18 protein-coding genes are annotated in these 23085 nt (G+C 74.4%); 6 read left to right on the top strand and 12 right to left on the bottom strand.

All coding sequences use genetic code 11. From position 1 onward, the window contains the following. Positions 1-3: 3 nt before the first annotated feature. From JYK04_RS32695 to JYK04_RS32665, 7 genes are all read right to left on the bottom strand, one after another. Positions 4-1458 (bottom strand): oligosaccharide flippase family protein, encoded by a 1455-nt coding sequence (locus JYK04_RS32695; protein ID WP_229876778.1) that lies wholly within the window; start codon positions 1456-1458, stop codon positions 4-6. Beyond that, the gene (locus JYK04_RS32690) at positions 1455-2207 is read right to left on the bottom strand and encodes a YveK family protein (protein WP_189745890.1); all 753 of its coding nucleotides are present in this window, start codon (positions 2205-2207) and stop codon (positions 1455-1457) included. The genes JYK04_RS32695 and JYK04_RS32690 overlap by 4 nt, the downstream gene beginning before the upstream one ends. Before the next feature lie 22 nt (positions 2208-2229). Further along, positions 2230-3372 (bottom strand): non-hydrolyzing UDP-N-acetylglucosamine 2-epimerase, encoded by a 1143-nt coding sequence (gene wecB / locus JYK04_RS32685; RefSeq protein ID WP_189745888.1) that lies wholly within the window; start codon positions 3370-3372, stop codon positions 2230-2232. Between the two features lie 4 nt (positions 3373-3376). After that, positions 3377-4633, bottom strand: a complete 1257-nt coding sequence (locus JYK04_RS32680; RefSeq protein ID WP_189745886.1) for a nucleotide sugar dehydrogenase — start codon at positions 4631-4633, stop codon at positions 3377-3379. Next, the gene (locus JYK04_RS32675) at positions 4633-5409 is read right to left on the bottom strand and encodes a WecB/TagA/CpsF family glycosyltransferase (RefSeq protein ID WP_189745884.1); all 777 of its coding nucleotides are present in this window, start codon (positions 5407-5409) and stop codon (positions 4633-4635) included. The genes JYK04_RS32680 and JYK04_RS32675 overlap by 1 nt, the downstream gene beginning before the upstream one ends. Continuing rightward, positions 5406-6575 (bottom strand): hypothetical protein, encoded by a 1170-nt coding sequence (locus tag JYK04_RS32670; protein ID WP_189745883.1) that lies wholly within the window; start codon positions 6573-6575, stop codon positions 5406-5408. Before JYK04_RS32670 ends, JYK04_RS32675 begins: the two co-directional genes overlap by 4 nt. A gap of 435 nt (positions 6576-7010) precedes the next feature. Continuing rightward, complete coding sequence (locus tag JYK04_RS32665; protein ID WP_030009433.1) at positions 7011-7610, bottom strand: acyltransferase; 600 nt, start codon at positions 7608-7610, stop codon at positions 7011-7013. A gap of 316 nt (positions 7611-7926) precedes the next feature. Here JYK04_RS32665 and JYK04_RS32660 point away from each other — a divergent pair, with 316 nt between their 5' ends. After that, positions 7927-8814, top strand: a complete 888-nt coding sequence (locus tag JYK04_RS32660; protein WP_189745880.1) for an ion transporter — start codon at positions 7927-7929, stop codon at positions 8812-8814. Positions 8815-8838: 24 nt separating this feature from the next. On the opposite strand, the gene JYK04_RS32655 is transcribed toward JYK04_RS32660, so the two are convergent. The 4 genes from JYK04_RS32655 to JYK04_RS32640 are packed head-to-tail and all read right to left on the bottom strand — an operon-like array spanning position 8839 to position 16940. Next, positions 8839-12423, bottom strand: a complete 3585-nt coding sequence (locus tag JYK04_RS32655) for a pentapeptide repeat-containing protein (RefSeq protein ID WP_189745878.1) — start codon at positions 12421-12423, stop codon at positions 8839-8841. Continuing rightward, positions 12420-13529, bottom strand: coding sequence for an AAA family ATPase (locus JYK04_RS32650; protein WP_189745876.1), 1110 nt, complete (start codon positions 13527-13529; stop codon positions 12420-12422). The genes JYK04_RS32655 and JYK04_RS32650 overlap by 4 nt, the downstream gene beginning before the upstream one ends. A gap of 31 nt (positions 13530-13560) precedes the next feature. Continuing rightward, positions 13561-15654 (bottom strand): VMAP-C domain-containing protein, encoded by a 2094-nt coding sequence (locus JYK04_RS32645; protein ID WP_189745874.1) that lies wholly within the window; start codon positions 15652-15654, stop codon positions 13561-13563. Then, complete coding sequence (locus JYK04_RS32640) at positions 15651-16940, bottom strand: RBBP9/YdeN family alpha/beta hydrolase (protein WP_189745872.1); 1290 nt, start codon at positions 16938-16940, stop codon at positions 15651-15653. Before JYK04_RS32640 ends, JYK04_RS32645 begins: the two co-directional genes overlap by 4 nt. Before the next feature lie 226 nt (positions 16941-17166). Here JYK04_RS32640 and JYK04_RS32635 point away from each other — a divergent pair, with 226 nt between their 5' ends. Then, on the top strand, positions 17167-18132 hold the full coding sequence (locus JYK04_RS32635) for a trypsin-like serine peptidase (RefSeq protein ID WP_202185926.1): 966 nt from the start codon (positions 17167-17169) through the stop codon (positions 18130-18132). Positions 18133-18226: 94 nt separating this feature from the next. Beyond that, the gene (locus tag JYK04_RS32630; protein WP_189745870.1) at positions 18227-18829 is read left to right on the top strand and encodes a TetR/AcrR family transcriptional regulator; all 603 of its coding nucleotides are present in this window, start codon (positions 18227-18229) and stop codon (positions 18827-18829) included. 236 nt (positions 18830-19065) lie between these two features. On the opposite strand, the gene JYK04_RS32625 is transcribed toward JYK04_RS32630, so the two are convergent. After that, complete coding sequence (locus JYK04_RS32625) at positions 19066-20028, bottom strand: oxidoreductase (protein WP_189745868.1); 963 nt, start codon at positions 20026-20028, stop codon at positions 19066-19068. A gap of 211 nt (positions 20029-20239) precedes the next feature. Here JYK04_RS32625 and cbiE point away from each other — a divergent pair, with 211 nt between their 5' ends. From cbiE to JYK04_RS32610, 3 genes are read left to right on the top strand one after another with little or no spacing between them, the layout of a single operon-like run. Next, positions 20240-21514, top strand: a complete 1275-nt coding sequence (gene cbiE / locus JYK04_RS32620) for a precorrin-6y C5,15-methyltransferase (decarboxylating) subunit CbiE (protein WP_189745990.1) — start codon at positions 20240-20242, stop codon at positions 21512-21514. Continuing rightward, a complete protein-coding gene (gene cobM / locus JYK04_RS32615; protein WP_189745866.1) occupies positions 21511-22260 on the top strand; it encodes a precorrin-4 C(11)-methyltransferase in 750 nt (249 codons plus the stop codon). Before cbiE ends, cobM begins: the two co-directional genes overlap by 4 nt. Beyond that, positions 22250-23017, top strand: coding sequence for a cobalt-precorrin-6A reductase (locus tag JYK04_RS32610; RefSeq protein WP_189745864.1), 768 nt, complete (start codon positions 22250-22252; stop codon positions 23015-23017). Before cobM ends, JYK04_RS32610 begins: the two co-directional genes overlap by 11 nt. Positions 23018-23085: the final 68 nt, after the last annotated feature.

Genomic DNA, 23085 nt, shown 5'->3' with positions numbered 1-23085 from the left:
TGTCTACCCTTTGAGTAAGGCGCGGCCGGGCAGGACGCACAGGACGTAGCACAGGGCGCCGGCGGCTCCGGTCGCCAGCAGCGCGAGCACGCTGTCGCCCAGGTACCGCTCCAGGAGGAGGAGTACGGCGGCCATCACCACGCCGCCGAGCAGCGGCCAGGCACAGGCGCGGGCGAGGGTGCCCACGCGGATGCCCCCGCGGTGCAGGGCGAGGAGGAACACCGGGACCACGACGGCCCCGGCGACCAGGACGTGGCCCTGGGCCACTCCGACGATCCCGCCGGTGCGGGCGCCGATCACGAGGGCCGGGATCAGGATGACCAGCCAGAGTGCCTGGACGCCGATGAGCGAGCTGCGCCGGCCGATGGCCACCAGGCAGTCGTAGGCGAGTTCGCAGCCGATGCGGACCATGCCGAGTGCCATCAGCCAGGGCAGGGCCCGGGCGGCCGGCAGCCAGCGTTCGCCGTAGACGAGCTCCACGACGGGGGCGGCGAGCGCGGCGAGCAGGACGCAGATCGGGACGGTGCCGGCCATCACGACGCCGAGGGCGCGGGCGAATCCGGCGGCCAGTGCCTGCGGCGTGTCGGCGAGCCGGGAGAAGCCCGCGAAGGAGACGCGGCGGGCCGCTTCGGAGATGATGCGCACGGGCCAGCCGGAGATGTTGAAGGCGAGCACGTAGAAGCCCAGGGCGAGGGGGTCCAGGGCCGAGCCCACCACCATGGTGTCCACGTTGACCACGCCGAGGGCGAGCATGCTGGCCCCGGCGAGCGGCAGTCCGAACTTCAGCAGGGCCCGGGCCTGTTCCCGGTCCCAGCCGAACTTCAGGGTGCCGGGCGCGGCGAGGCAGCAGCCGATGAGCGCGGCCACGTTGCCCACGACGGAGCCCCAGGCGAAGCTCATGGCGCCCCAGCCGTCGACGGCGAGGAGCAGGGTCACCGCGGTGCTGAGGACGAAGTTGAGCCCGTCGACGGCCATCCGCCGGCCCTGCGCGAACTCCCGGGTGAGGAAGCCGGCGGGAACCTGGGAGAGTCCGTCGAGGACCACGCACAGGCACATCACCCGCAGGACGCCGGAGGCCTCGGGCGATCCGAGCACCCCGGCCACCGCGGGGGCGACCGCGAACAGTACGGCGTACAGCAGGCAGCTGGAGGCGGCGCTGAGGGTGAGGACGGTCGGGGCGAAGCGGCGGGGGTCGCCCTCCCAGCGCACGATCGCCAGCGAGACGCCGAGTTCGTTGGCGGAGAGGAGGACCAGCAGGACCGTCTGGGCGATCCCGTACACGCCCCAGGCCTCGGGGCCGAGGAAGAAGCGGGCCAGGACGATGCCGGTGGCGAAGTTGCCGAGGCGCATGACCACGGTGTTGATCAGGCTCCACTTGGCGGCGGAGCCGACCTTGCGCCCCAGCGAGGGTGCCGCCGCCGGGGTGGTGCTCGCGGTGTCCGCCGCGGGGCCGGTCACGGTGATCCGGCCGTACGGGAGCCGGCGGCGACGGAGCCGGCCGGGTGGGCGGCGGTCATCCGCAGGGTGGCCGTCGGGTCACCGGCGTCGGCTCCCTCGCCGCTGTCGCCGCCCTCGCCGGGGGCGGGCCGGTGCTTGCCGGGCGACGCCCCCCGGCGCTTTCGGGCCTCCACGAAGAAGGTGGCCACCAGGCTGAGTACGAAGCCCAGCGCGCCCGCCATGATCAGGAACTGGAGCCTGGCCTTGGTCTGTGCCTCCGGCTTCTGGGGAGGCACGATCGTGGCCATCCGGATCATGGCGTCGGGGGTCACCGACTGCTGGGTCTGGAACTCCAGCAGCCGCTTCTCGGCGTACTTGGTGAGGATCTCGTCCGACTTCAGCACGGCGGCCCGGTCGGTCCCGACGACGCTCAGCCACATGTAGGGGCCGAGCGCGTTGTCCGCGATCTTCGCCTCGTGCACTCCGGTGACGCCCAGGGACTTGAGGTCGGCCTTGGCGTCGTCGGAGTTGAGGTTGCGGGCCAGGCCGTCGGCCATGCCGGTGAGCGAGGCCTGCGTGCTCAGGAAGGGGTTGCCGTCGAAGGCCACCGTGGCCTTCTTCGAGTTCAGCAGGGTCACCGTGCTCTGCGAGCGGTACTCCACCGGAACCAGCAGGTACACGGCGGCGGTGAGCGCCGCCGTGATCAGCAGTCCGGGCAGCAGCACGTACCAGCGTCTGCGCATGACCCGCCAGATCTCCGCGAGATCCATGGTCTTCCCCTTCGAATTGCGTTTACAGCACGTGCTGTGGATCGGTGGGCGTCCCGCCCGGCACGAGGTCGGTGGGGCGCGGCCGGGTGTGCGCGGGCGGTCCGTCGAGCAGGACCGCGGCGATGCGCTCGCTCGCCCGGCCGTCCCAGAGTGCGGGGCAGCGCGGCGCGGGCGGATCGTCGAGGACCCGGTGCACGGTGGCCGTGATGCGCTCCGGGTCCGTGCCCGCCAGCACGTTCGTCCCCTCCTCGACGGTGATGGGGCGCTCGGTGTTCTCCCGCAGGGTCACGCAGGGCACCCCCAGGGCGGTGGTCTCCTCCTGGATGCCCCCGGAGTCTGTGAGCACCACGCGGGCGGAGTCCTGCAGGGCGATGAAGTCGAGGTACCCGGCGGCCGGGACCAGCCGGATCCCGCCGGGCACGCCCAGTTCGGCCAGTCGCTCGGCGGCCCGCGGGTGCACGGGCAGCAGCAGCGGACAGCGGTCGGCGATCTCGCCCAGGGCCTTCAGCAGGCCGCGCAGCGCGCCGGGGTCGTCCACGTTGGCCGGCCGGTGCAGGGTGACCAGGCCGTAGCCGCCGCGGGTGAGCCCGTACCGGTCCAGGACGTCCGACCCGCGGGCCCGGTCCAGGTTGGCGAGGAGGGTGTCGATCATGACGTTGCCGACGACGTGGATCTGGTCCTCCCGGTAGCCCTCCGCCCGCAGGTTCACGGCGGCGTCGGGCGAGGGCGCCAGCAGGTAGTCGCTGAGCCGGTCGGTGGCGACCCGGTTGACCTCCTCGGGCATGCTCCAGTCACGGCTGCGCAGCCCGGCCTCCACGTGGGCCAGCAGGGGGCCGGCCTTCGCGGTGACGAGGGCGCAGGCGAGGGTGGAGTTGATGTCCCCGACCACCACGACGGCGTCCGGGGCGAGTTCGTCGATCAGCGGCTCGAAGGCGGCCATCACCCGCCCGGTCTGCTGGGCGTGGCTGCCGGATCCGGCGCCCAGGTAGCGGTCGGGCGGGCGGATGCCGAGGTCGCGGAAGAACACGTCGTTCATCGACTCGTCGTAGTGCTGCCCGGTGTGGACGAGGATCACCTCGGCGCCGCGGCGCTCCAGTGCGTCCATCACCGGTTTGATCTTCATGTAGTTGGGCCGGGCCCCGGCCACGCAGACGATCCTGGTCACGGGGTCAGAGCACCTCCACGGTGGGTCCGGAGACCCGGTTGCGGCAGTCGAGGACGAAGGAGGCGTGCTCGGTGACCATCTGGTAGTCGAAGGAGTCGTGGTCGGTGAGCAGGACCACCACGTCGGCGGCAGCCAGCTCCTTGCGGGTCGGCTCGACCCGCACGAGGCGGGCGTCGACCTTGATGCTCTCCACCACGTGGGGGTCGGCCGCGCGGACCTTGGCCCCCATGTCGAGGAGCAGCTGGGCGATCCGGACCGCGGGCGACTCCCGGGCGTCGCCGGTGTTCTTCTTGTACGCGAGCCCCAGCAGCAGGACCTTGGAGCCGTTGACCGAGCGGCGCTTGGCGTTGAGCGCGTCGATCACGCGGCGCGTCACGTACTCGGGCATGTGGTTGTTGATGTCGTTGGCGAGTTCGACGAAGCGGAAGTTCTGGCCGAGTTCGCGCTGCACCCGCCAGTTGAGGTACGAGGGGTCGATCGGCAGGCAGTGCCCGCCGACGCCCGGCCCGGGGGTGAACTTCATGAAGCCGAAGGGCTTGCTGGACGCCGCCTCGATGGCCTGCCAGACGTCGATGTCCAGGTGGCGGGCGAACATCGCGATCTCGTTGACGAGGGCGATGTTCACGTGGCGGAAGGTGTTCTCCAGCAGTTTGGCCAGCTCGGCCTCCTTGGGGGAGCGCACCGGCACGGTGGTGTCGACGAGGTCCCCGTAGAAGGACTCGACGGCCTTCAGCGAGCGGGCGTCGACGCCGGAGACCACCTTGGGGGTCTGCTGGAAGCCCCAGACGGTGTTGCCGGGGTCGATGCGCTCGGGGCTGTAGCCCAGGTGGAAGTCCGCGCCCGCGGTGAGCCCGGAGCCGTCCTCCAGGATGGGCGCGAACAGCTCCTCGGTGGTGCCCGGGTAGGTGGTGGACTCCAGGATGACGGTGGCACCCGGGCGCAGGAAGCGGGCCAGGGTGTGCGCCGACTCCTCGATGTAGCGCAGGTCCGGGGCTCCGTCCTGTAAGGGGGTCGGGACCGTGACGACGGCGACGTCGAAGCCGCCGCAGTCCCGGGCCAGTTCGCTGGGGCGGTAGGTGCCGCGCGCCAGCGCGCGGGCCAGCCGTTCGGAGGAGACGTCCTCCACGTACGACTCACCGGCGGCGAGGCTCTTGACCCGCCGGGTGTCCACGTCGTACCCGATCACCTGGTGTCCGACCTCGGCGGCCCGGATGGCCAGGGGGAGTCCGACGTATCCCTGTCCCACGACGACGACGCGCATCAGTAACTCCTGTTCGCGGAAGCGGAACCGGCGGACGGTGTGCGGTGGATGAGTTCCCGGACCGTCATGAGCAGGAAGGCAGCATTGGTGGTGAGGTAGCGCTTGCCCAGACGGCGCGGTTCCTGGAGGGTGCGGTAGAACCACTCGAGTCCCATCCGCTGCCAGACCAGCGGGGCCCGCTTGGTGATGCCGGCGAGGATGTCGAAGGAGCCGCCGACGCCGTGGACGACGTGCGCGCCGGTGCGCTTGCCGTAGCCGGCGGTGAAGATCTCCTTCTTGGGCGAGGTCATGCCGAGGAACAGCAGCCGCGCCTCGCTCTCGGCGATGGCGTCGGCGATCGCCTCCTGGTCGCCGTCGCCGAAGTAGCCGTTGCGGCTGCCGGCCACCCGCAGCTCCGGGAAGCGCTCGGAGATCTGCCCGAGCATCATCTCCAGGACGTCCTCCTGGGCCCCGAGCAGGTAGACGGGGATGTCCGCCACCTCGGCGGCGGCCAGCAGCCGCATGAACAGGTCGATTCCCGCGACCCGTTCGGGCAGCCGGACGCCCAGCACCCGGCCGGCCCAGACCACGGCCTGGCCGTCGGCCAGGACCAGGTCGCAGCCGGCGACCGCCTCGGCGAGGAGGGGGTCGCGCCGCATGTTGACCAGCTTGGCCGCGTTGACCATGCCGATCTCGATCTGTTCTCCGCGCCGCACCGCGTCGAGGCAGCGCTGCACGGTCTCGTCCATGGTCAGCGGGTCGAGCGGGACCCCGAAGAGGAACTGTCGTCTTGTCATCTCTGGGTCCCCCCGAGCCAGGCGAAGAGCATCCAGCCGAACTCGTACGGGCGGCACTCGCGGTCCACCGCGCCGGGGCGGAAGATCCGGTCGAGCGGGGCGAGCCGTGCGTGCGGTGCCACCTTGGTGGTGAGTCCGCGGGCGGCCCGGACGGCCTTCTTCGGGTCGCCCCGGTAGACCTTGCGCCAGGTGACGCCGAAGTCCTCGCGGATCATCGGCTCCCGCGGGTTCCCGGTGGGATCCCCGAGCTCGGGCACGTCGGTCATCCAGCGCAGCCCGCGGCGGATCGCCGCACCGAAGTCCGTGCCACCCGCCTCGGCCAGGTCGAACAGGGCGGTCGGGGCCATCGCGTGCTGGTGCACGCTGTAGACCGGGTAGCCCTCCACCAGTCCGCCGTCGCGGGCGTCGTAGTGCCACCACCACTGTCCGCCGTCGCCCTGCAGTTCGCAGATACGGGCGGCGCAGGCGTCGGCGGCCGCGAGGGCCTGCGGGTCGTCGCCGCTCGCGTGCAGCCGGGCCAGCGCCTGCAGCGGATAGGTCTGGTCGGCGAAACAGGCCACGTGGGACCGGTAGCCGGGGACCAGCCCGGGCTCGGTGGCGTGCGGGAAGAGCGGGCTGTCGCCGACCCTGGCCGCCAGCAGCCGTACGCGGGCCGCCGCGAGCCGCTCCTCCACGTCCACCACGGCGCGCGCGGCCGCGAGTGCGGAGAGCACCCAGGCCGCCTCCACCGTGTGCTGCGGCCGGCCGGGTACGTCCAGCGCGGCCACCCGGTCGAGCGCGTCGGCCAGTTTGGGATGGCCGGTCTCCGCGGCGGCCCAGGCGATGAGCGCCGCGTCGCCGAGGTTCGTCACCCCGGGCAGCCGCTCCACGAGCACGCCCGTGAACTCCTCGGCGGTGCGCCCGCCGAAGAGCGCGCGCTGCCGGTCCTCGGGCAGGAAGCGGGCTCCCAGTGCGGTGATCGCCGCGTACCGGGTGCTCGTTCCCCGCTCCTCCAGGACGGGAGTTCCCTCGGGCGAGATGACCCCTGCCCGGGTGAACACGAAGGTCTCGGCGTCCGGCAGGTACATCGCCGGAAGCCCCGCCTCGGCCAGCGCGAGCAGCCGCTCGGCGAGGGCGTGCAGCGACGGATCCTCGTGAGCCAGTGCTCCTAATCGTGTGGTGTTCATCGGGTCCCCACCCCGATTCCCCTGGTGCTCCCCGCACCCCGTATGTCCGAGCTGTACGGCTCCAACACACCTACCCCCTCTGTTCGTTCTCCTCGGACGGACCTGGCGGTCGTCACTCCGCGGAGGGGAACGGCGCATGACGGCGTCCGTGCCCGCGGCGATGTATCACGCCGATGGCACGAACCGTCCGAAGGCCGGCGTCTGGATCCCCCCAGCGATGCCTCGGACCGGGACACGCGTGAACGGCAGTGTCAGCAGGCGCGGGTGTGCCCGCGCCGACATGGCCCTGCCCCGGTGCCCTCGTCGTACACAACCCCCCACTGAACATGGCCTGTTGCCTGCTCAGATCCCGTGTGCAGGGACACGTTATGCCCACGGATGTTCATTGATTGTGGTTTTGAGGAAATGCCGGTGCCCTAAATTGCCGACATTCCGTCAGGTTCGCTCGATGAGCGTGCCGTCCTTCTCGTCGTGCAGCGCTCCGGTGCGCGGACACTCCCAGGTGCCCGGTTCGCCTTCGCGCTCGACCAGGCGGACACCGGCCCGGCCCACCCAGCCGATCCGCCGGGCCGGCACGCCCGCGACGAGCGCGAAGTCCGGCACGTCCTTGGACACCACGGCGCCGGCCGCGACGAGCGCCCAGCGCCCGACGCGCACCCCGGCCACGCACACCGAACGGGCCCCGAGCGAGGCCCCCTCGGCGACCACGACCCCGGCGGCCTCCCAGTCGCCGTCGCGCTTGATCCGGCCCTCGGGGTCGACCGCGCGCGGGTAGAAGTCGTTGGTGAGCACCGCCGCGGGGCCGATGAAGACCCCGTCGCCGAGGACCGCGGGCTCGTAGACGAGTGCGTAGTTCTGCAGCTTCACGTGGTCGCCGATCCGTACGCCGGGCCCTACGTACGCCCCGCGCCCCACGATGCACCCGCGCCCGAGCCGGGCCTCCTCGCGGATCTGCGCCAGATCCCAGATCGTCGTTCCCTCACCGAGCTCGGCGCTCTCGTCGACCTGGGAGGAGGGTTGGATACGGACACTCACGGCGCGGTCCCCTTACGGCTGCGAGGCATGCGGAAGCACGGATGCACGGTGTACGGGTGTACGCAGTGCGGGTGTACGAAGCGAGCATATGCGCCGAAGGGTCACCCCACCCGCAGATCAACCGACTGTTCACGCAACGCACTTGGCCCCGGCCCGGGACGAGGGGGCGAAGGCGGCGCACGGGAGCGGAACCGCGCTCCCGCTCACGCCCGGGTGCACCGGAGGGCGGACAGGGGTGAAACCCGATCGGGCTTGCGGCGTTAGAGGGGTGGCCCGCCGTTTCGCCCGCGGCGCAGACGAGAGTACGAGGAGCACGATGAGAGACCCGAGGCCGGCCGGACGCGGCCGGATGAAGCTGGCAGCCCGATGCCGGGTGGCCACGGAGGCCCCCGCCTTCGGGATGGTCGTCTTCTGCGCGATCCTCTTCAACGCCGCGCTGATGGGGGTGGAGACGTACAGCGGGCTCGCCGCGGAGTACCGGCTCGTGCTGCAGGGCGCGGAGAACTGCTGCCTGGCCCTGTTCACCCTGGAAATGCTGCTGCGCCTGGGCGCCTGCGCCGACCGGCCGAAAGCATTCTTCCGTGATCCGTGGAACCTCTTCGACCTCGCGGTCGTGGCCTCCGCCTTCGTCCCGCTCGTCCGTGAGAACACCACCCTGCTGCGGCTGCTGCGCCTGGCCCGCGTCCTGCGCACCGCCCGCTTCCTGCCCCACCTGCGCATCCTGCTGATCGCCGTCGGCCGCAGCCTGCCGGGCACCGCGAGCTTCCTGTTCGTCGGCGCGCTGGTCCTGTACGTGTACGCCATGGTCGGCTGGGTGTGCTTCGCGAGGTCGGACCCCGGGCACTACGGCTCGGTGGGCCGCGCGATGCTCACGCTCTTCCTGCTCACCACGCTCGACGGTCTGACGGACGCCGTCCGCGCGGGACTGCAGATCTCCCGGCTGAGCATCGTCTACTACGCCTCCTACGCGCTGCTGGCCTCCTTCGTACTGGTGAACGTGCTCATCGGCGTCGTCCTCAACTCCCTCGACGAGGCGCGCGAGATGGAGGAAGAGGCCAACCGCGCCCCGGTGCCGGGCGCGGATCCCGACGTCCGGGCGCGGATCGCGACCGCCCGCCGGGCCCTGGACGAGATCGAGGCGAGCCTGCCGGTGGCGGCCGGGCGGCCGGAACGACAGCTGGAGGCCTCGCACACCGGACCCTGAGGGCCCGGCGGCCGCACCGCGGGCTCACTCCTCGGCGTCTAGCAGCCGGATGTCCCAGGTGCCGTCCGAACGCCGGACGGAGGCCCAGCGGTCCGGCGGCGCGACGAAGGGGAACTGGCCGACGAGCGAGTCCGCCTCGAAGAGCACGCCGTCGAAGCGGACCCGGCCCCGGAAGCACGCCCCCGCGAAGTCCACCGGGGCTTCGAAGACCGCCCTGTTGGACAGCAGCCCGCCCTCCCACTCCGCGGACGCGAAGGAGACGGCCCCGGCGAAGCCCGCCTCGTTCAGCATGGCCAGGCCGCCGAAGAACGTGCGGGAGAAGTCCGCCGTCCCGGCCACTTGTACCCCGTTCAGGTCCGCGGACGCCGCCAGCACGGCCCGGGCGAAGGAGACGTCACCGAGGAACACCGCGTTCTTGAACCCCGCCGAACCGTGGAAGAGCGTCCGGCGGAACGTGGCCGTGCGCTGGAAGCGGCACCGGTCGAAGTCGCCGACGCGCTCGAAGACCGCGCCGTCGAGGGAGACCGGCCCGGCGAAGACGGCGCCGGCGAAACCGGCCCGGTCCGCGAAGGTGGCCCGGACGAAGGACGCGCGATCCGAGAACTCGATGTCCGACCGGTTCCAGCCCTCCGCGAACCGTGCCCGGTCGAAGGCCGCCGGCCCCAGTCTGGCGGGTCCCGGAGCGCCCGGCTGCAACGCCATGAGGAGGCGCGGCAGCAGGCCGTGGTCGAAGGTGGTGCCCCGGAGGTCCACCGGTGCTCCCGGCGACAGCGACCCGAGGTAGCTTTCCTGGTCCTCGATCTCCAGATGGGCGAGGCACCGCCCGTGGCCCGGCAGCCGGATGCCGATGCAGGCCCGCGGGTCGGCCGGTGAGGCCCGGAGTCCGCACGCCGGCCAGTCGATGCCCTCGTCCAGGAGCCCGCCCGCCTCGGTCAGTACCTGCCCGAGCACCCCGGCGGGCGCGTGGTCGTCCGAGCACACCCAGCCCTCGTCGGCGCCGCCCACCCGGTGCAGCGCGAGCCGGGCGGGCGAGCCGATCACGTCGCCCAGCGCCTCGTACAGGCGGTGGGAGACGGCGAGGACGAGCGCCCCCGGACGCACCGTCCGTCCCAGCAGATCCGCGATCACGGGGTGCCGCACCAGCCGTGCGCTCTCGTCCGTGCCCCCTCCCACGGCCACGCCGAGCGAGGGGTGCATACCGTCCACGCGCCGGAATCCGTACCGGGTCATGACCCCGGGCAGGTCGTGCAGGAGCCGGCCCGCCTTGGCGTGGGCGCCCGGCGCGGCGAGTGCGACGAGCAGCGGCGCGTCCCCCTCGCCGCCGGTCAGCCGCCCGCTGACACCGGTGTGCCGCATGAGCTCGACCAGCATGTCGCGCGTCTCCGCGAGCGGCGTGCTCCCGGTCGGGACCACGCCGTCGGCGCCGGGCAGCACCGCCAGGCACACCGCGGTCTCCGTGTCCCGCGCCCGCCCGGAACCCTCCAGCGCCGCGCGGAAGCCCGGCTGTTCCAGCAGGGCGTCGGCCAGCAGGAACACCATGCGGTCGGGCCAGACCGTGTGGACGACGCCGACCAGCGCACCGTCCGCGGAGACGGGGCCGCCGCGCAAGTGCGTCCAGCCCTCCGGTTCCGCGGAGAGCCGGACGAGCTCGCCGTTGCGTTCGCCGTCCAGCGGGGCCGCCTCGCCCGTGAGCGCGAGCGGGTCCCCCTGATCGGTGCGGCCGTCGATCCGCAGCCGGTCCGGCCGGGGGTGGTCCCCCGCCGCCAGCCAGGGCAGCGGCTCCGCGCCGACCGCCGGATCCATCAGGTCCTCGTCGGCCTGGAGCAGCAGCATCCGGGGCGCCGCGTCGTCCCACCACACCGCACGGCAGGGGATCTCCCGGTCGCCGGGCCGCACCCAGGCCACCGCGCCGGCGGGGGGCACCGCGTCCCCCACCGTGAGGACCAGGCGCGGGGTCAGCAGGGTGCCGACCTCCTGCGGCTCGGGCATCCCGTCGTGGCGGACCCGTACGACCCGGTCGGCCAGGCCCGGTTCCCGCGGTGGCCTCGCCGCGAACGGCAGGGCCCCCTCGGCCACCCGGCGCACGCCCTCCCGGCCCGTGGTGACCCGGGTCGCGGAGAAGTCCGGGCCGGTGCGCCGGTTGCGGGACATGAACTCCCACACGCGGCGCCGGACCAGCTCGCGCACGGCGGCCACGTCCCCGCGCAGCTGCGAGCCGAGCAGCGCCTCCCGTACGCCGGGCAGGAACTCGAACTCCACCTCGCCGGGGTCCTGTTCGTCCTCCCAGGTCTCGAAGAGCCCGCCGAGGGCGACCTCGGCGAGGTGGCCGTGCTCCGAGTCGCGCAGCAGGGAGCGCCTCACCAGGGTCATCACCGGCAGGGTGAGCGGTACGGCGGCCAGGTGGGCGGCGAGCTGCTGGGCCGTCGGCGAGGCGCTCGCCCGGAAGTCCTCCACCACCTCCAGGGCGCTGCGGCCGGCGCCGGGGGCGGGATCGTCCGGGGCGCCCTGGGCGGCGGGTTCGGGGTCCAGGCGCAGACAGGCGAGGCGCCGCCACCGGCCGTCCCCGGAGACCACCCGCACCAACCGGGCCAGGCTGCCGGAGGCGACACTGACCACGGGGACGACGGCCGGGACCGCGGTGCGGCGGCGGCCGGCGCGGGCGCGGCGGGCGGCCGGGATCCGCTGCCAGGAGCGGGTGGCTGCGGCCGGCCGGTCGGCGCGGACGGCGAAGGGGACGGGCCGGACGGCGCCGCGCGTCCAGAGCCGTTCGGGCAGGACGTTCAGCACGGCGACGGCGTTGTGCGCGCACCAGTGCCGGAGCATGCCCTGCACCGGGGCCTCGCGCCAGCCGCCCGCCACGGTGTCGGAGAGTACGAGGATCAGTCGGCGGCCCGCCGGGTCGGCCAGTTCCAGGGGGTTGCGGGGCGGGCCGCCGTGGCCGCGGGTGACCATCGGCGTGGCGCCGGGGCCGGTGCCGGTCAGCCGCCAGGTGCGCACGTCGCGGAAGACCCCGCTGCGGGTCAGGACGCGGCAGAGCTCGTCCACGTGGTCCGACCAGAGCAGCATGGAGCGGTGGGTGTCGACGACCAGGGCCAGGTCCAGCCAGCGGCTCTCGGCGGGGCGCAGGACCGGGGTCGTCACCATCCGCTCGATGCTGCGCTCCACGGTGAGCTGCTCGTCCAGTTCCTCCCCCGGGCCGCCGATGGAGCGTCTCCCGACGGGCCGCAGGGAGCGCATCAGGGCGAGCGGGTCGTCGAGGGAGGCGGCCCGCGGCAGCCGCAGGGCCGAGCCCCGGCGGGCCGCGCCGCCGTCGTCCGGTTTCCCGGTGGGGCCGCGCCGGGCGGCCGGGAAGAGCTGGACGGCCGGTTCGCCGCCGGCCGGGGCGTCCGTCCCGGGCGCGGGGAGGGGCTCGGGCGACGGGGTGCCGGGCAGGGGCGGCGGCCCGCCCGGCGGGTCGGCGCCGGGGGCCGCGGACGGGCGGTCCTCGCGGCCCGCGTCGACCCGGGCCGCCAGCCACAGGATGTCGGCGATCTCCTCGGCCCCGATACCGGTGCTCGGGACGCTGCCGTCGGCGCCGTCGGCGAGGGCCGCGAGCAGCTGCTCGATCACGCCGTGGGCCCGGTCAGGTGCTGCATGACGGTGGCGAGGAAGCGTTCGCGGTCGGCGGGCGCGGACCAGGCGCCGGCGAGGCGGAGCTGGATGGCGTTGAGGAGCTGGTCGGTGGCCAGGTCGCCGTCCTCGCCCCGTTCGAGGAAGGCCTGGACGAGGTCCTGGTACGCCTCGCCGGATGCGATGTCGACGCCGAGGCGGCGGCGCACGATGCGGGCGAGCTTGTCCGGTCCGGGCGGCTCCAGGTGGAGGCGGACGCAGCGGCGCAGGAAGGCGGGCGGGAAGTCGCGTTCGCCGTTGCTGGTGAGGACGACGACGGGGAAGTAGCGGCACTGGACGCGGCCCTGGGTGATCCGTACGACCGCCTCGGGGTCGTCGTCGGTGCCGATGGCGACGGTGGGGTCCTCCTGGGCGAGGCGGGCGAGTTCGGGGATCAGGAAGCCGCCGTCCTCGAAGACGGTGAGGAGGTCGCCGGGGAGGTCGATGTCGCTCTTGTCGATCTCGTCGACGAGCAGCACGCGGGGGCGGTCCTGCGGGAGCAGGGCGGTACCGAGGGGGCCGAGGCGCAGATAGCGGGAGATCGAGGGGGCGGAGGGGGACGAGGGGGACGAGGGGGCGACGGCGGTGTCGGGTGCGGGCACGGGCAGGGCCGCGGCGGGCTGCGCGCCCGGTGTGCGCAGCTGCTCCAGCCCGGCCTCCTGGAGGCGGCCGATGGCGTCGTACAGGTACAGCCCGTCCCGCAGTACGGTGCGGCTGGTGATCGGCCAGTGCAGTACGGGCCCCAGGTTCAGGTCGGAGGCGATGCTGTAGGCGAGCGTGGACTTGCCGACGCCCGGTTTCCCGGTGACGAGCAGCGGCCTGCGCAGGTGCAGCGCCGTGTTGACGACGTCCTTCTCCGGCTCGTCGGGTACGTAGCCCTCGCCGCGCCGCCAGGTGCGCTCCCAGGCGGCTCCCGCGCACCCGGGCGGCGCGTAGCCGGGGTCGGGGGCGCCGGTGAAGTCCCGCCAGGGTGGCGGGAATCCGGCCTCGAGGCGGGCACGCCGGTCCGCGCCCTCGCCGGTCCCGTGGTACAGCCACCAGTCCTTCGCCACTGCCTCTGCCTCCATTTTCGGTTCCGCCGTCTGTCGGTGGTCGGGGTCAGGCCAGGGACCGGAGGCCCGGCATGTCGTCGGGATCGTCCCACAGGAGCACCAACTGGTCTCCCCCTGCGGGCGGTTGGTGGGCGCGTGCGGCTCCCCCGGCGGCGCCCGCGGCCGCCCGGCGCACCTCCCGCACGCGTGCGGGCAGGGCCAGTACGTCCAGTGCTCCGGGGTCGGGGCGGCCGTCCGGCCCGGCCGGGGCCAGCAGGTCGAGGAGTGCGGGCGCGGGCAGGCCGCCCCCGCGCCGCCATACGGCCACCGGGAGCCCGCCTTCGAGCACGGCCTCCAGCAGCCCGGCGTGCGGGGCGGCCGTGGTGTGCGCGAGGACGCAGGCGGGCGGCGGCTGCGCGGCCAGCTCCATCCCGAGCGCGTCGGTGAGCTCCTCGTCCGCGACGACCCGTACGGCGTCGGGGTGCCGGCCGCCCTGGGCGTGCAGCCAGCGCCAGGTGCCGTGCCACTCGGCCCGGGTGTCCGCCCGCTCCTGCGGGCAGCGCACCACGACCTGGTGGAGCAGGCCGAGGGCGCGGCGCCGGCCGGCCGGGCCGCGGGGCACCGGCCACTGGTCGAAGTCGGCGTCGAGCAGCTCGTACGGCACGTGGAACTCGATGCGGTCCACCGCGGCGTACGCCTGCCGTCCCGCTCCGCCGCCGGTTCCGCCGTCGCCCTCGCCCACGCCGGCGGCCTCCGACGCGCCGCCGATGAGGGCGAGTTGCCGTACGAGCTGCTCCCGCACCTCGTCCAGTGCGACCGGCTCCCCCTCCGACTCCCATATGTGCCGGGCCCGTTCACCCCTCAGCCACATCCGGGCCAGGAATCCGGGCTCCCCGCCCGGCGGTGCCTCCAGCCGGACGTGCACGACCGTCCTGCGGGCCGGGGGCGGGGGCGGGGGCAGCACCGGCAGGGCGAGGCGCTCGCGGGTGGCCCGCACCCAGTCCCCGAGGCGGGCCGCCCAGCGCGTGTCGCCCGAGGCGGCGGCCCGGTCCGCGAGGAACCGTACGAAGGGCACCGCCAGCGGCATCCCGCCGCGCCCGCCCTGCCGTTCGTCCAGGTCCTGGACCACCTCCAGCAGGCCGTCCCCCGGCAGGCCGCCGTGCGCCGGGGTGGTGCAGCCGGCCGCCTTGAACGCCCAGGCGTAGGCCTCGTAGGCGCAGCGCGGCAGCTCGCGGCCCTCGAAGAGCTCGCCGAGCCCGTCCCAGGCCGCCTGGTCGAGTTTGGCGGCCCGGGGCGGTGCGGTGCGGGACAGGTCGTCGTCGAGGAAGGAGCAGGCGTCCCAGTCCCGGTCGACGATGAACTGCGGCAGCTGCCAGCCCTCGCCGCGCTCGCGCAGCTCCTGGAAGGTGCGGTGGATGCTGAGGGCGGCGCCGGGCAGCCCGCTGACGCTCTCCCGCACGGACCGTCCGCCCAGTTCGCCGAGGAGGGCCTCGGTGAACCGGCCGGCGCCGCGCTCGGGGTCGTTCTGCGCGACCTCGCCCTCGCGGGAGGCGTAGAGCCGGAACTGGCGCCGGCCCGGCACCGAACTCCCGCCCCCGTAGTCGGTGTTGCCGAAGTTCCACCGGGTGTCGCGGGGCGCGTCGACCCGGCAGGAGTCCACGAGTGCGGCCTGGAGCGGGAAGCGGCGCTGCTTGACGAGGTCGGTCCGCCACCAGCGCAGCGCCGAGTCGAGGTTGAGGTGCCTGATCTGGCTGGGACGGGCGTCGGCGCAGGGCAGCATCAGCTCCTGGCGCGGCCCGAGGTAGCCGTGTCCGGCCCAGAAGATCCAGAGCAGGTCGCCGTCGCACTGCGGGAGTTCGTCGAGGAGTGCCGCTTTCACGTTCTCCTCGGTCGCCGGCCGGAAGGCCGTGCGCAGGGCGGCCATCGCCGGGGAGTCCGTCCAGTCGAGGTCGCCCGGTTCGTCGAGCGGGGAGAGCAGCAGCCGGACGTTGCCGGGCGGCACCTCGGCGGGGCCGGTCAGCCACCGGGCGAAGCGCAGGGCGTCACGGGCCGGACCGCGCAGGTTCCAGCGGTGGCTGATGTCGTAGCGCTCGACCCCCGCGACGAGCGCGAAGGTGCGCTGCGGTCCGAGGGCCGGAGGCAGGAAGTCGGCGGGAGTCACCCGATCTCCGCCTCGGTCACCGCCTGTTCGATCCGCTCGTAGAGGGAGTCCTGTTTCCAGTAGGCGCTGTGGCAGGCCGGGAAGGGCTGGCGGCTGCGGACCTCGTGGTCGCTGACGCGCGCGTCGCCGGGGAAGACGGGTGCGGCGAGGTAGGAGAGCACGTCGTGCCGGTCGTAGACGTTGAGCCAGCGCGGGAAGCCGTACGGGAGTTTCGCGCCGGGTTCGAGTGCGGTGAGTGCGCCCAGTTCGTAGAGGAACGGGGCCTGGGAGCCGACGGTGACCAGCAGCTCGGCCCCGGGGACGGCCTCGCCCCGGGCGGCGGCGAGGGTGAGGAGGTCCACCAGGGCGATCCCGCCGAGACTGTGGCCGATCAGTACGGTCGGCCCCGGGTCGGCGGTGATCCGGGCGTGCAGGAAGTCCCGCAGCTCGTGGCCCCGGGACTGGTAGCGCAGGATGTCGCCGAGCACGGGGGTGGCGCCGGCGGTGAGGGAGCCGCGCCGGGCGTCGAGGAGGGGCTGGGTGGTGACCCGCAGGGCGAGCCGGCCGAGGACGGCGGCCACGCGGGCGCCGGGGACCCGGCCGTCGCCGCCGAGGCGGGTGGTGAGCAGTTCGACGAGGCGGTCGCGTTCGGCGCCGGTGCAGTCGGCCTCGTCGGTGGCGGCGGCGAGGGCGGCGGCGGTCACGGCCCGGGCGAGGGCGGTGGCCAGCTCGCGGGCCTGGGGCTCGTCGGCGGCGCGGGCCGCGGCCCGGGCCGCTTCGGCGGAGCCGGCGGCGGTGTCCAGGGCTGCGGCGAAGCCCGCGGCGAGGCCGGTGCCGTGCAGCAGGGCGCCGAGCTCGTCCCCGGTCGGTGGCGGGGCGGGCGGTAAGCCTTCGAGCAGCGCGAGCACCCGGTCTCCGGCGGCCCGTACGCCGGGCATCGCGAACGCGTCGCCGTACCCGGCGTCCTCGTCGTACCCGGCGTCCTCGCCGTCGGCGTCGCCCCGGTCGCCGGGGCCCGCCCAGCCCGCCTCGGCCAGGACCCGCAGCTCGCACAGCGGGTCGGCGAGCAGCAGCGCCCACTCGGCCGTCTCCGCGTCCACGGGGTCGGGGGCGCCCTGCGGCCCGGGGCGCAGTCCCGGCACCGAACGGCCGCCCGCGCCGAGGGTCGCGCCGAACCGGTCGCCCCAGTAGCAGGAGTCGACGGCCGCTCCGGGGAATCTGGCGGTCAGTCGCTCCCGGACCTGGGCGAACAGCCTGTCGTGCCGCTCGCGCCGCACCCCCGTACCGTGGACAAAGAGAAAACGCATCGCAGCCCGGCCCCCTCGCGCAGTCGTCCCCCGCCCGGCACCATAGCCCGACGGGGGTAACAGGGGCCATGGAACGTCGAGTTCGGCGTGCGCGGGCGGATCGGGGGCCGCCGGCGGGGGGACCGGGGGCGGGGGCTGTGAGCACGGACACGTCCGCCCTCCGGAACCCGGGCCGCCGCTCCCCCATCGAAGGAAGAGTCTGAAGTGTCTGGGGCGGGAGTACCACATGGTCGGCAAGGTTGACGAGCGGGAACGGCAGCGGGGCCGGGCCGCCCCGCGGGGCTCCATGGTCGTCGGCCTCCTGTGCACCGTGGTCCTCGCGGGCGTCGGCTACGTCGCCTGGGAGCTGCGCGGCATCGCCGCGACCCGCGCGGACGGCGATCCGGCGCAAGGTGTCTACCAGCAGGACCCCGAACGCGCCGACAAGACGGCCGCCTCGGTGCTGGACGGGATCGTGCGGGAGGTCACGGAGCCGCCGAAGGACGACAAGGCCTTCGGCGACGGCGGCGGGGCGGACTGGCGGTACGCCGGGTGGCAGCCCTCCGATCCCCTGGAAGCCCGGCCCGCCCCGGCCGAACCCGCCGTGGGCGCGCTCTTCTCGCCCGGCGGCGACGGCGACCCCGACCACCACTGCTCGGCCGTCGTGGTCCACTCCCCGCGGGGCGACCTGATCGCCACCGCCGCGCACTGCGTGTACGGCGGCGGCTTCCGCACCAACCTCGCCTTCGCGCCCGGCTACCGGGACGGCGTGGCCCCGTACGGCATCTGGGTGCCGACCCGGATCGACGTGGACCCGCGCTGGACGCAGGACCAGGACCCCGACCACGACATCGCCCTGGTCCGGCTGCGCCGGCCGGGCTATCCGGGCCAGCGGCTGGAGGACGTGACGGGGGGCCTGACCATGGACTTCGGCAGCGAACTACCGGCGCCCGCCCGGCTCATGGGGTACCCGAACTACGCCGAGCAGCCGCTGGAGTGCCGCAACACCGCCGTCCCGGCCGGGCCGACACAGGTGCGCCTGGACTGCGCCGACGTGCCCAACGGCACCAGCGGCGGCCCGGTGACGACCGGCCGAGGCACCCTGATCGGGGTGATCGGCGGCCGCGACGGGGGCGGGGACGAGGAGACCTCGTACAGCGTCCGCTTCGGCGACGCGGTCCGCGCCCTGTACGAGCGCTCCACCAAACCCTGAGTCCTCCGTCCGACCGGCTCTCGGGATTCCCGGGGTTGCTAGGCTCGTCGGCACGGATTTCGGACATCAGGACGCACACCGACGGGACCGCACCATGTCTCCTAAGCAGCAGCGGGGCGAGGCCACCGTCGACCGGCTCCTGACCACCGCCCTGCGGGTGTTCGCCGAGTCCGGCCAGCAGGGCTTCACCGTGAACGCGGTGGTCTCGGCCGGCGGGGTCAGCCTCGGCAGCCTCTACCACCACTTCGGCAGTTTCGACGGGCTCGCCGCCGCCCTCTACATCCGGTGCATGGACGAGCTGTGCGACGCCATGGTCGCCGCGCTCACCCGGTGCCGCACGGCTCGCACCGGGGTGCGCGCGTGGGTGACGGCCTACCTGACGTTCACCCAGGAACACCGGGACGTGGCGCTGTTCCTGCACGCCTCCGCCTATTCCGGCTACCTGGTGGCCCATGCCGAGGAGATCGCCGCGGCCAAGGCGGAGAAGTTCGGGCCCATCATGAGCTGGCTGGGGGTGCGCATGGAGCGCGGCGAGATCGCCCCGCTGCCGGCACCCGTGGTGGAGGTGCTGGTCATGGGCCCGCTCGCGGAGGCCGCCCGGCGCTGGCTGTCCAGCACCTACGAGATCGACCTCACCGAGGCCGCCCGCCACCTCCCCGACCACATCTGGCGCTCCCTGCGCCCCGAGCCCGTCTGAGATTCCGCCCGGCCCGGCCCGGTCCCCGGACGGGTCCCCGGCCGTGCCGGTCGATGCGGTCGTGACGGCCGCGGGTTTCTGGGTGGTTGTCCGGCTCGTCGTCGTTCATGCCGCAGATTCTGCTGTGCGGGGGGCGCGCGGGGCAGGCCCGCGCCCGGGCGCCCGGAGGCGATCCGGGGGCGGGCGGACTCATTGCGCGGCGCCCGCGCGATCCCCTCGGCGCGGCTCGGCGCGGCTCAGCGCGGCAGTGCGGCGTACGAGACCCCCGTGAGCTTCTCGGAGGCCGCCCACAGCAGCTCCCCGGCGCTGTCGTCGAGGGTCCACCGGGCCCGCCAGGACCGCGCGGGCGCCCCGCGCCAGCCGAACCGCGGGCCGATGAACGCGTCCGGCCGGATCCCGGGCGCGGTGGCCGCGTAGAGGGTGGGCAGCGCGCCCGAGGCGGTGGGCTGGGCGAGGACCGCGTTGCCGAGCGCGGCCACCCGCGAGTCGAACGTGGGGCCCTCCAGCTTCGACGCTCCGGAGTGGAGGTTGCTGGTGGCGTAGCCCGGGTGGGCGGCGACGGCGGTGACCGGGGAGGCGGCGGCCGTGAAGCGGCGGGACAGTTCGTGGGTGAAGAGCAGGTTGGCGGTCTTGGAGCGGCCGTAGGCGGTCCAGCGCCGGTAGTCGTGCGCGCCGCCCGCGTCGGCGAGGCCCGGGGCGACGAGGTCCGCGTCGGCGGGGCCGATCCTCCCCAGTACGTGGAAGCCGCTGGAGACGTTGACGATCCGCGCCCCGGGAGCGGCGGCGCGCAGTCGCGGCAGCAGCAGTCCGGTCAGGGCGAAGTGCCCGAGGTGGTTGACCCCGAACTGCGTCTCGAACCCGTCGGCGGTCCGCCCGTACGGCAGTGCCATCACCCCCGCGTTGTTGATCAGCAGGTCCAGCGAGGTGTGCCGCTGTCCGTACCCGGCGGCGAACTCCCGTACGGAGGCCAGGTCGGCGAGGTCCAGCGGCATGAACTCGGCCCGCGCCCCCGGAACTTCCGCCCGCAGCCGGATCACGGCGGCCCGGCCGCGGGCCGCGCTGCGGCAGGCCAGCACCACCGAGGCGCCGCGCCGGGCGAGCTCGCGGGCGGTGACGTAGCCGATCCCGCTGTTGGCCCCGGTGACGACGGCGCTGCGGCCGCTCTGGTCGGGGATGTGCGTGGCGTTCCAGCCCGGCATGGCGGCTCCCTCGTGAGGCAGTGGGTTACCGAGGGTAGCCCGCACGGCTTCCGCGGGTGCCGGCAGGCCCGGGCCGGGGCGGGTACCGGCCGGGGCGGGCCGGGGCCAGGGCGGCGCGAGCCGCGGATCCGCAGGCCAGTAGGCTGCGGGTCCGCCCTCTTTCCGCATCCCGTCCCCGAGGAACCGCGCAGTGAGCTCCCCGCCGCCCCCCATGCCCGTGACGGTCGTCGGCCTCGGCGCGGACGGCTGGGCCGGGCTCAGTGCCGCCGGCCGCTCCGCACTGTCCTCGGCCGACGTGCTGATCGGCGGGCCGCGCCAGCTGGACCTGCTGCCGGCCGCCGAGTGCGCCGGTGAGCGGGTGGCCTGGCCGAGCCCGCTGCGGCCCGCCGTGCCGAAGCTGATGGCCGAACACGCCGGCCGCCGGATCGCGGTGCTGGCCAGCGGTGACCCGATGTTCTACGGGATCGGCCGCGCCCTCGCCGAGGAGCTCGGGCCGCGGTCCCTGCGGGTCCACCCGCACCCCTCGTCGGTCTCCTACGCCTGCGCCCGCCTGGGCTGGCCGGTGGAGGACACCGAGGTGGTCACGGTGGTCGGCCGCCCGGTGGCCCGGCTGGCGGCCGCGCTCCACGAGGGGCGCCGGGTGCTGGTGCTCAGCGCCGGAGCGGCGTCCCCGGGTGAGATCGCCGCCCTGCTGCGGGAGCGGGGCTTCGGCCCGAGCCGGATGCGGGTGCTGGAACAGCTCGGGTCCGAGCGCGAGGACACGTACGAGGGCCGCGCCGACGGCTGGGACCACGCGCCCGGAGACCCCCTGAACGTGGTCGCGCTCGACTGCCGCCGGGACCCGGACCACGACGCGCCGCGCCTCGGCGCGACCCCGGGCCTCCCGGACACCGCGTACGAACACGACGGGCAGCTCACCAAGCGCCACGTCCGGGCCGCGACCCTGTGCGCGCTGGCCCCGGCCCCCGGCGAGCTGCTGTGGGACATCGGCGGCGGCTCCGGCTCCATCGGCATCGAGTGGATGCGTACGCACCCCTCGTGCCGGGCGGTGGCCGTGGAGCGCGTCCCGGAGCGGGCCGCGCGCATCACCCGCAACGCGGCGGCGCTCGGCGTGCCCGGCCTGCGCGTGGTCATCGGCGCCGCACCCGAGGCCCTGGCCGGGCTGCCGGCCCCCGACGCCGTGTTCATCGGCGGCGGGCTGACCGCGCCCGGCCTGCTGGACGCGGTCTGGGACGCGCTGGCCCCCGGCGGCCGGCTGGTGGTCAACACCGTCACCCTGGAGTCGGAGGCGGTGCTCGCCGAGCGCTACCGGCGCCACGGCGGCGAACTGGTGAAGCTCGCCGTCGCGCACGCCGTGCCGGTCGGCGGTTTCACGGGCTGGCGGCAGGCGATGCCGGTCACCCAGTGGTCAGTGACGAAGCCGGACGGGGCGGCCACCGGGCCGACCGGATCGACCGGATCGACCGAGGAGAAGGATCGAACATGACCGTGTACTTCATCGGTGCGGGCCCCGGCGCCGCCGACCTGATCACGGTGCGCGGTGCCCGGACCCTGGCCGCCGCCCCCGTCTGCCTGTACGCGGGCAGCCTCGTGCCGCGCGAACTGCTCGCCGAGTGCCCGGCGGACGCCCGCCTGGTCGACACCTCGCAGCTCAACCTGGACGAGATCGTCGCCGAGTGCGTGCGGGCCCACGCCGCGGGCCAGGACGTGGCACGGCTGCACTCCGGCGACCCCTCGATCTTCAGCGCGGTCGCGGAGCAGATGCGCCGGCTCGACGCGGCCGGCATCCCCTACGAGGTCGTCCCGGGCGTCCCGGCCTTCGCCGCGGCCGCCGCCGCCCTCAAGCGGGAGCTGACCGTCCCCACCGTCGGGCAGACCGTGATCCTGACCCGGATCGCCCAGCAGGCCACCCCGATGCCGCCCGGCGAGGACCTGGCCACGCTGGGCCGCAGCGGCGCGCTGCTGGTGCTGCACCTGGCCACCCGCTACGTGGACCGGGTCGTCGACGAGCTGCTGCCGCACTACGGGGCCGAGTGCCCGGTGGCGGTCGTGGCGATGGCCAGCCGCCCCGACGAGCTGATCCTGCGCGGCACCCTGGCCGACATCGCCGCGCAGGTGAAGGAGCACGGGCTGGTGCGCACCGCCGTCATCGTGGTGGGCCGCACGCTCGGCGCGGAGCAGTTCCGCGACAGCCACCTGTACTCGCCCGAGCGCGACCGGCATGTCTGCTGAACCGGCCCCCCTCCCCGCCCACCACGTCCTGATCCTCGGCGGCACCACCGAGGCCCGCCGTCTCGCGCAGGCACTGGCACCCGACCCCTCGTGCCGGGTGACCACCTCGCTCGCGGGGCGGGTCGCCTCGCCCGTGCTCCCGCCGGGCGAGACCCGGATCGGCGGCTTCGGCGGGATCGCGGGCCTCGCCGCCTGGATCGTCGAGCACGACGTCACCCGCGTCGTCGACGCCACCCATCCCTTCGCGGAGCGGATGAGCTTCCACGCGGCCGAGGCCCAGGCGCTCACGGGGGTACCCCTGCTGGCGCTGCGGCGCCCCGGCTGGACTGCGCGGCCGGGCGACGACTGGACCTTCGTGGACTCCCTGGAAGAGGCGGCCGACCGGCTGCCCGGGCTCGGCTCCCGCACGTTCCTGACCACCGGCCGGATGGGCCTGCACACCTTCGCGCACCTCACCGACACCTGGTTCCTGGTGCGTTCGGTGGACCCCCCGGCGGCGCCGGTACCCCCGCGCCTGGAAGTCCTGCTCGCCCGGGGCCCGTTCACCCTGGACGACGAGCGGGAGCTGATCGCCCGGCACCGGATCGACGTACTGGTGACGAAGGACAGCGGCGGCTCGGCCACCGCCCCCAAACTCACCGCGGCCCGCGAGGCCGGCATCCCGGTCCTCGTCGTACGCCGCCCGGCGATCCCGGAGGGCGTACCGGAGACGGGCTCGGTGGAGGCCGTACGGGACTGGCTCGGTGCGAGCCGGTAGAGAGGGTCATGTTCCGCCCTGGGGGAAAGGAATTGCCTGCCGGGGACGGGTCACGTTGGGTGGACGGC

This window comes from Streptomyces nojiriensis (genome assembly GCF_017639205.1).
In the GTDB taxonomy this organism is placed as follows: domain Bacteria; phylum Actinomycetota; class Actinomycetes; order Streptomycetales; family Streptomycetaceae; genus Streptomyces; species Streptomyces nojiriensis.
The sequence above is the reverse complement of the archived record's forward strand: the minus strand, read 5'-3'. Positions and strand labels throughout refer to the sequence as shown.

What these genes read in the sequence shown, in the direction of transcription:
- JYK04_RS32690 (WP_189745890.1), bottom strand. Translation starts at nt 2,207, where the DNA reads ATGGATCTCGCGGAGATCTGGCGGGTCATGCGCAGACGCTGGTACGTG.
- JYK04_RS32680 (WP_189745886.1), bottom strand. Translation starts at nt 4,633, where the DNA reads ATGCGCGTCGTCGTCGTGGGACAGGGATACGTCGGACTCCCCCTGGCC.
- JYK04_RS32675 (WP_189745884.1), bottom strand. Translation starts at nt 5,409, where the DNA reads ATGACAAGACGACAGTTCCTCTTCGGGGTCCCGCTCGACCCGCTGACC.
- JYK04_RS32670 (WP_189745883.1), bottom strand. Translation starts at nt 6,575, where the DNA reads ATGAACACCACACGATTAGGAGCACTGGCTCACGAGGATCCGTCGCTG.
- JYK04_RS32660 (WP_189745880.1), top strand. Translation starts at nt 7,927, where the DNA reads ATGAGAGACCCGAGGCCGGCCGGACGCGGCCGGATGAAGCTGGCAGCC.
- JYK04_RS32650 (WP_189745876.1), bottom strand. Translation starts at nt 13,529, where the DNA reads ATGGAGGCAGAGGCAGTGGCGAAGGACTGGTGGCTGTACCACGGGACC.
- JYK04_RS32640 (WP_189745872.1), bottom strand. Translation starts at nt 16,940, where the DNA reads ATGCGTTTTCTCTTTGTCCACGGTACGGGGGTGCGGCGCGAGCGGCAC.
- JYK04_RS32635 (WP_202185926.1), top strand. Translation starts at nt 17,167, where the DNA reads ATGGTCGGCAAGGTTGACGAGCGGGAACGGCAGCGGGGCCGGGCCGCC.
- JYK04_RS32630 (WP_189745870.1), top strand. Translation starts at nt 18,227, where the DNA reads ATGTCTCCTAAGCAGCAGCGGGGCGAGGCCACCGTCGACCGGCTCCTG.
- JYK04_RS32625 (WP_189745868.1), bottom strand. Translation starts at nt 20,028, where the DNA reads ATGCCGGGCTGGAACGCCACGCACATCCCCGACCAGAGCGGCCGCAGC.
- cbiE (WP_189745990.1), top strand. Translation starts at nt 20,240, where the DNA reads ATGCCCGTGACGGTCGTCGGCCTCGGCGCGGACGGCTGGGCCGGGCTC.
- cobM (WP_189745866.1), top strand. Translation starts at nt 21,511, where the DNA reads ATGACCGTGTACTTCATCGGTGCGGGCCCCGGCGCCGCCGACCTGATC.
- JYK04_RS32610 (WP_189745864.1), top strand. Translation starts at nt 22,250, where the DNA reads ATGTCTGCTGAACCGGCCCCCCTCCCCGCCCACCACGTCCTGATCCTC.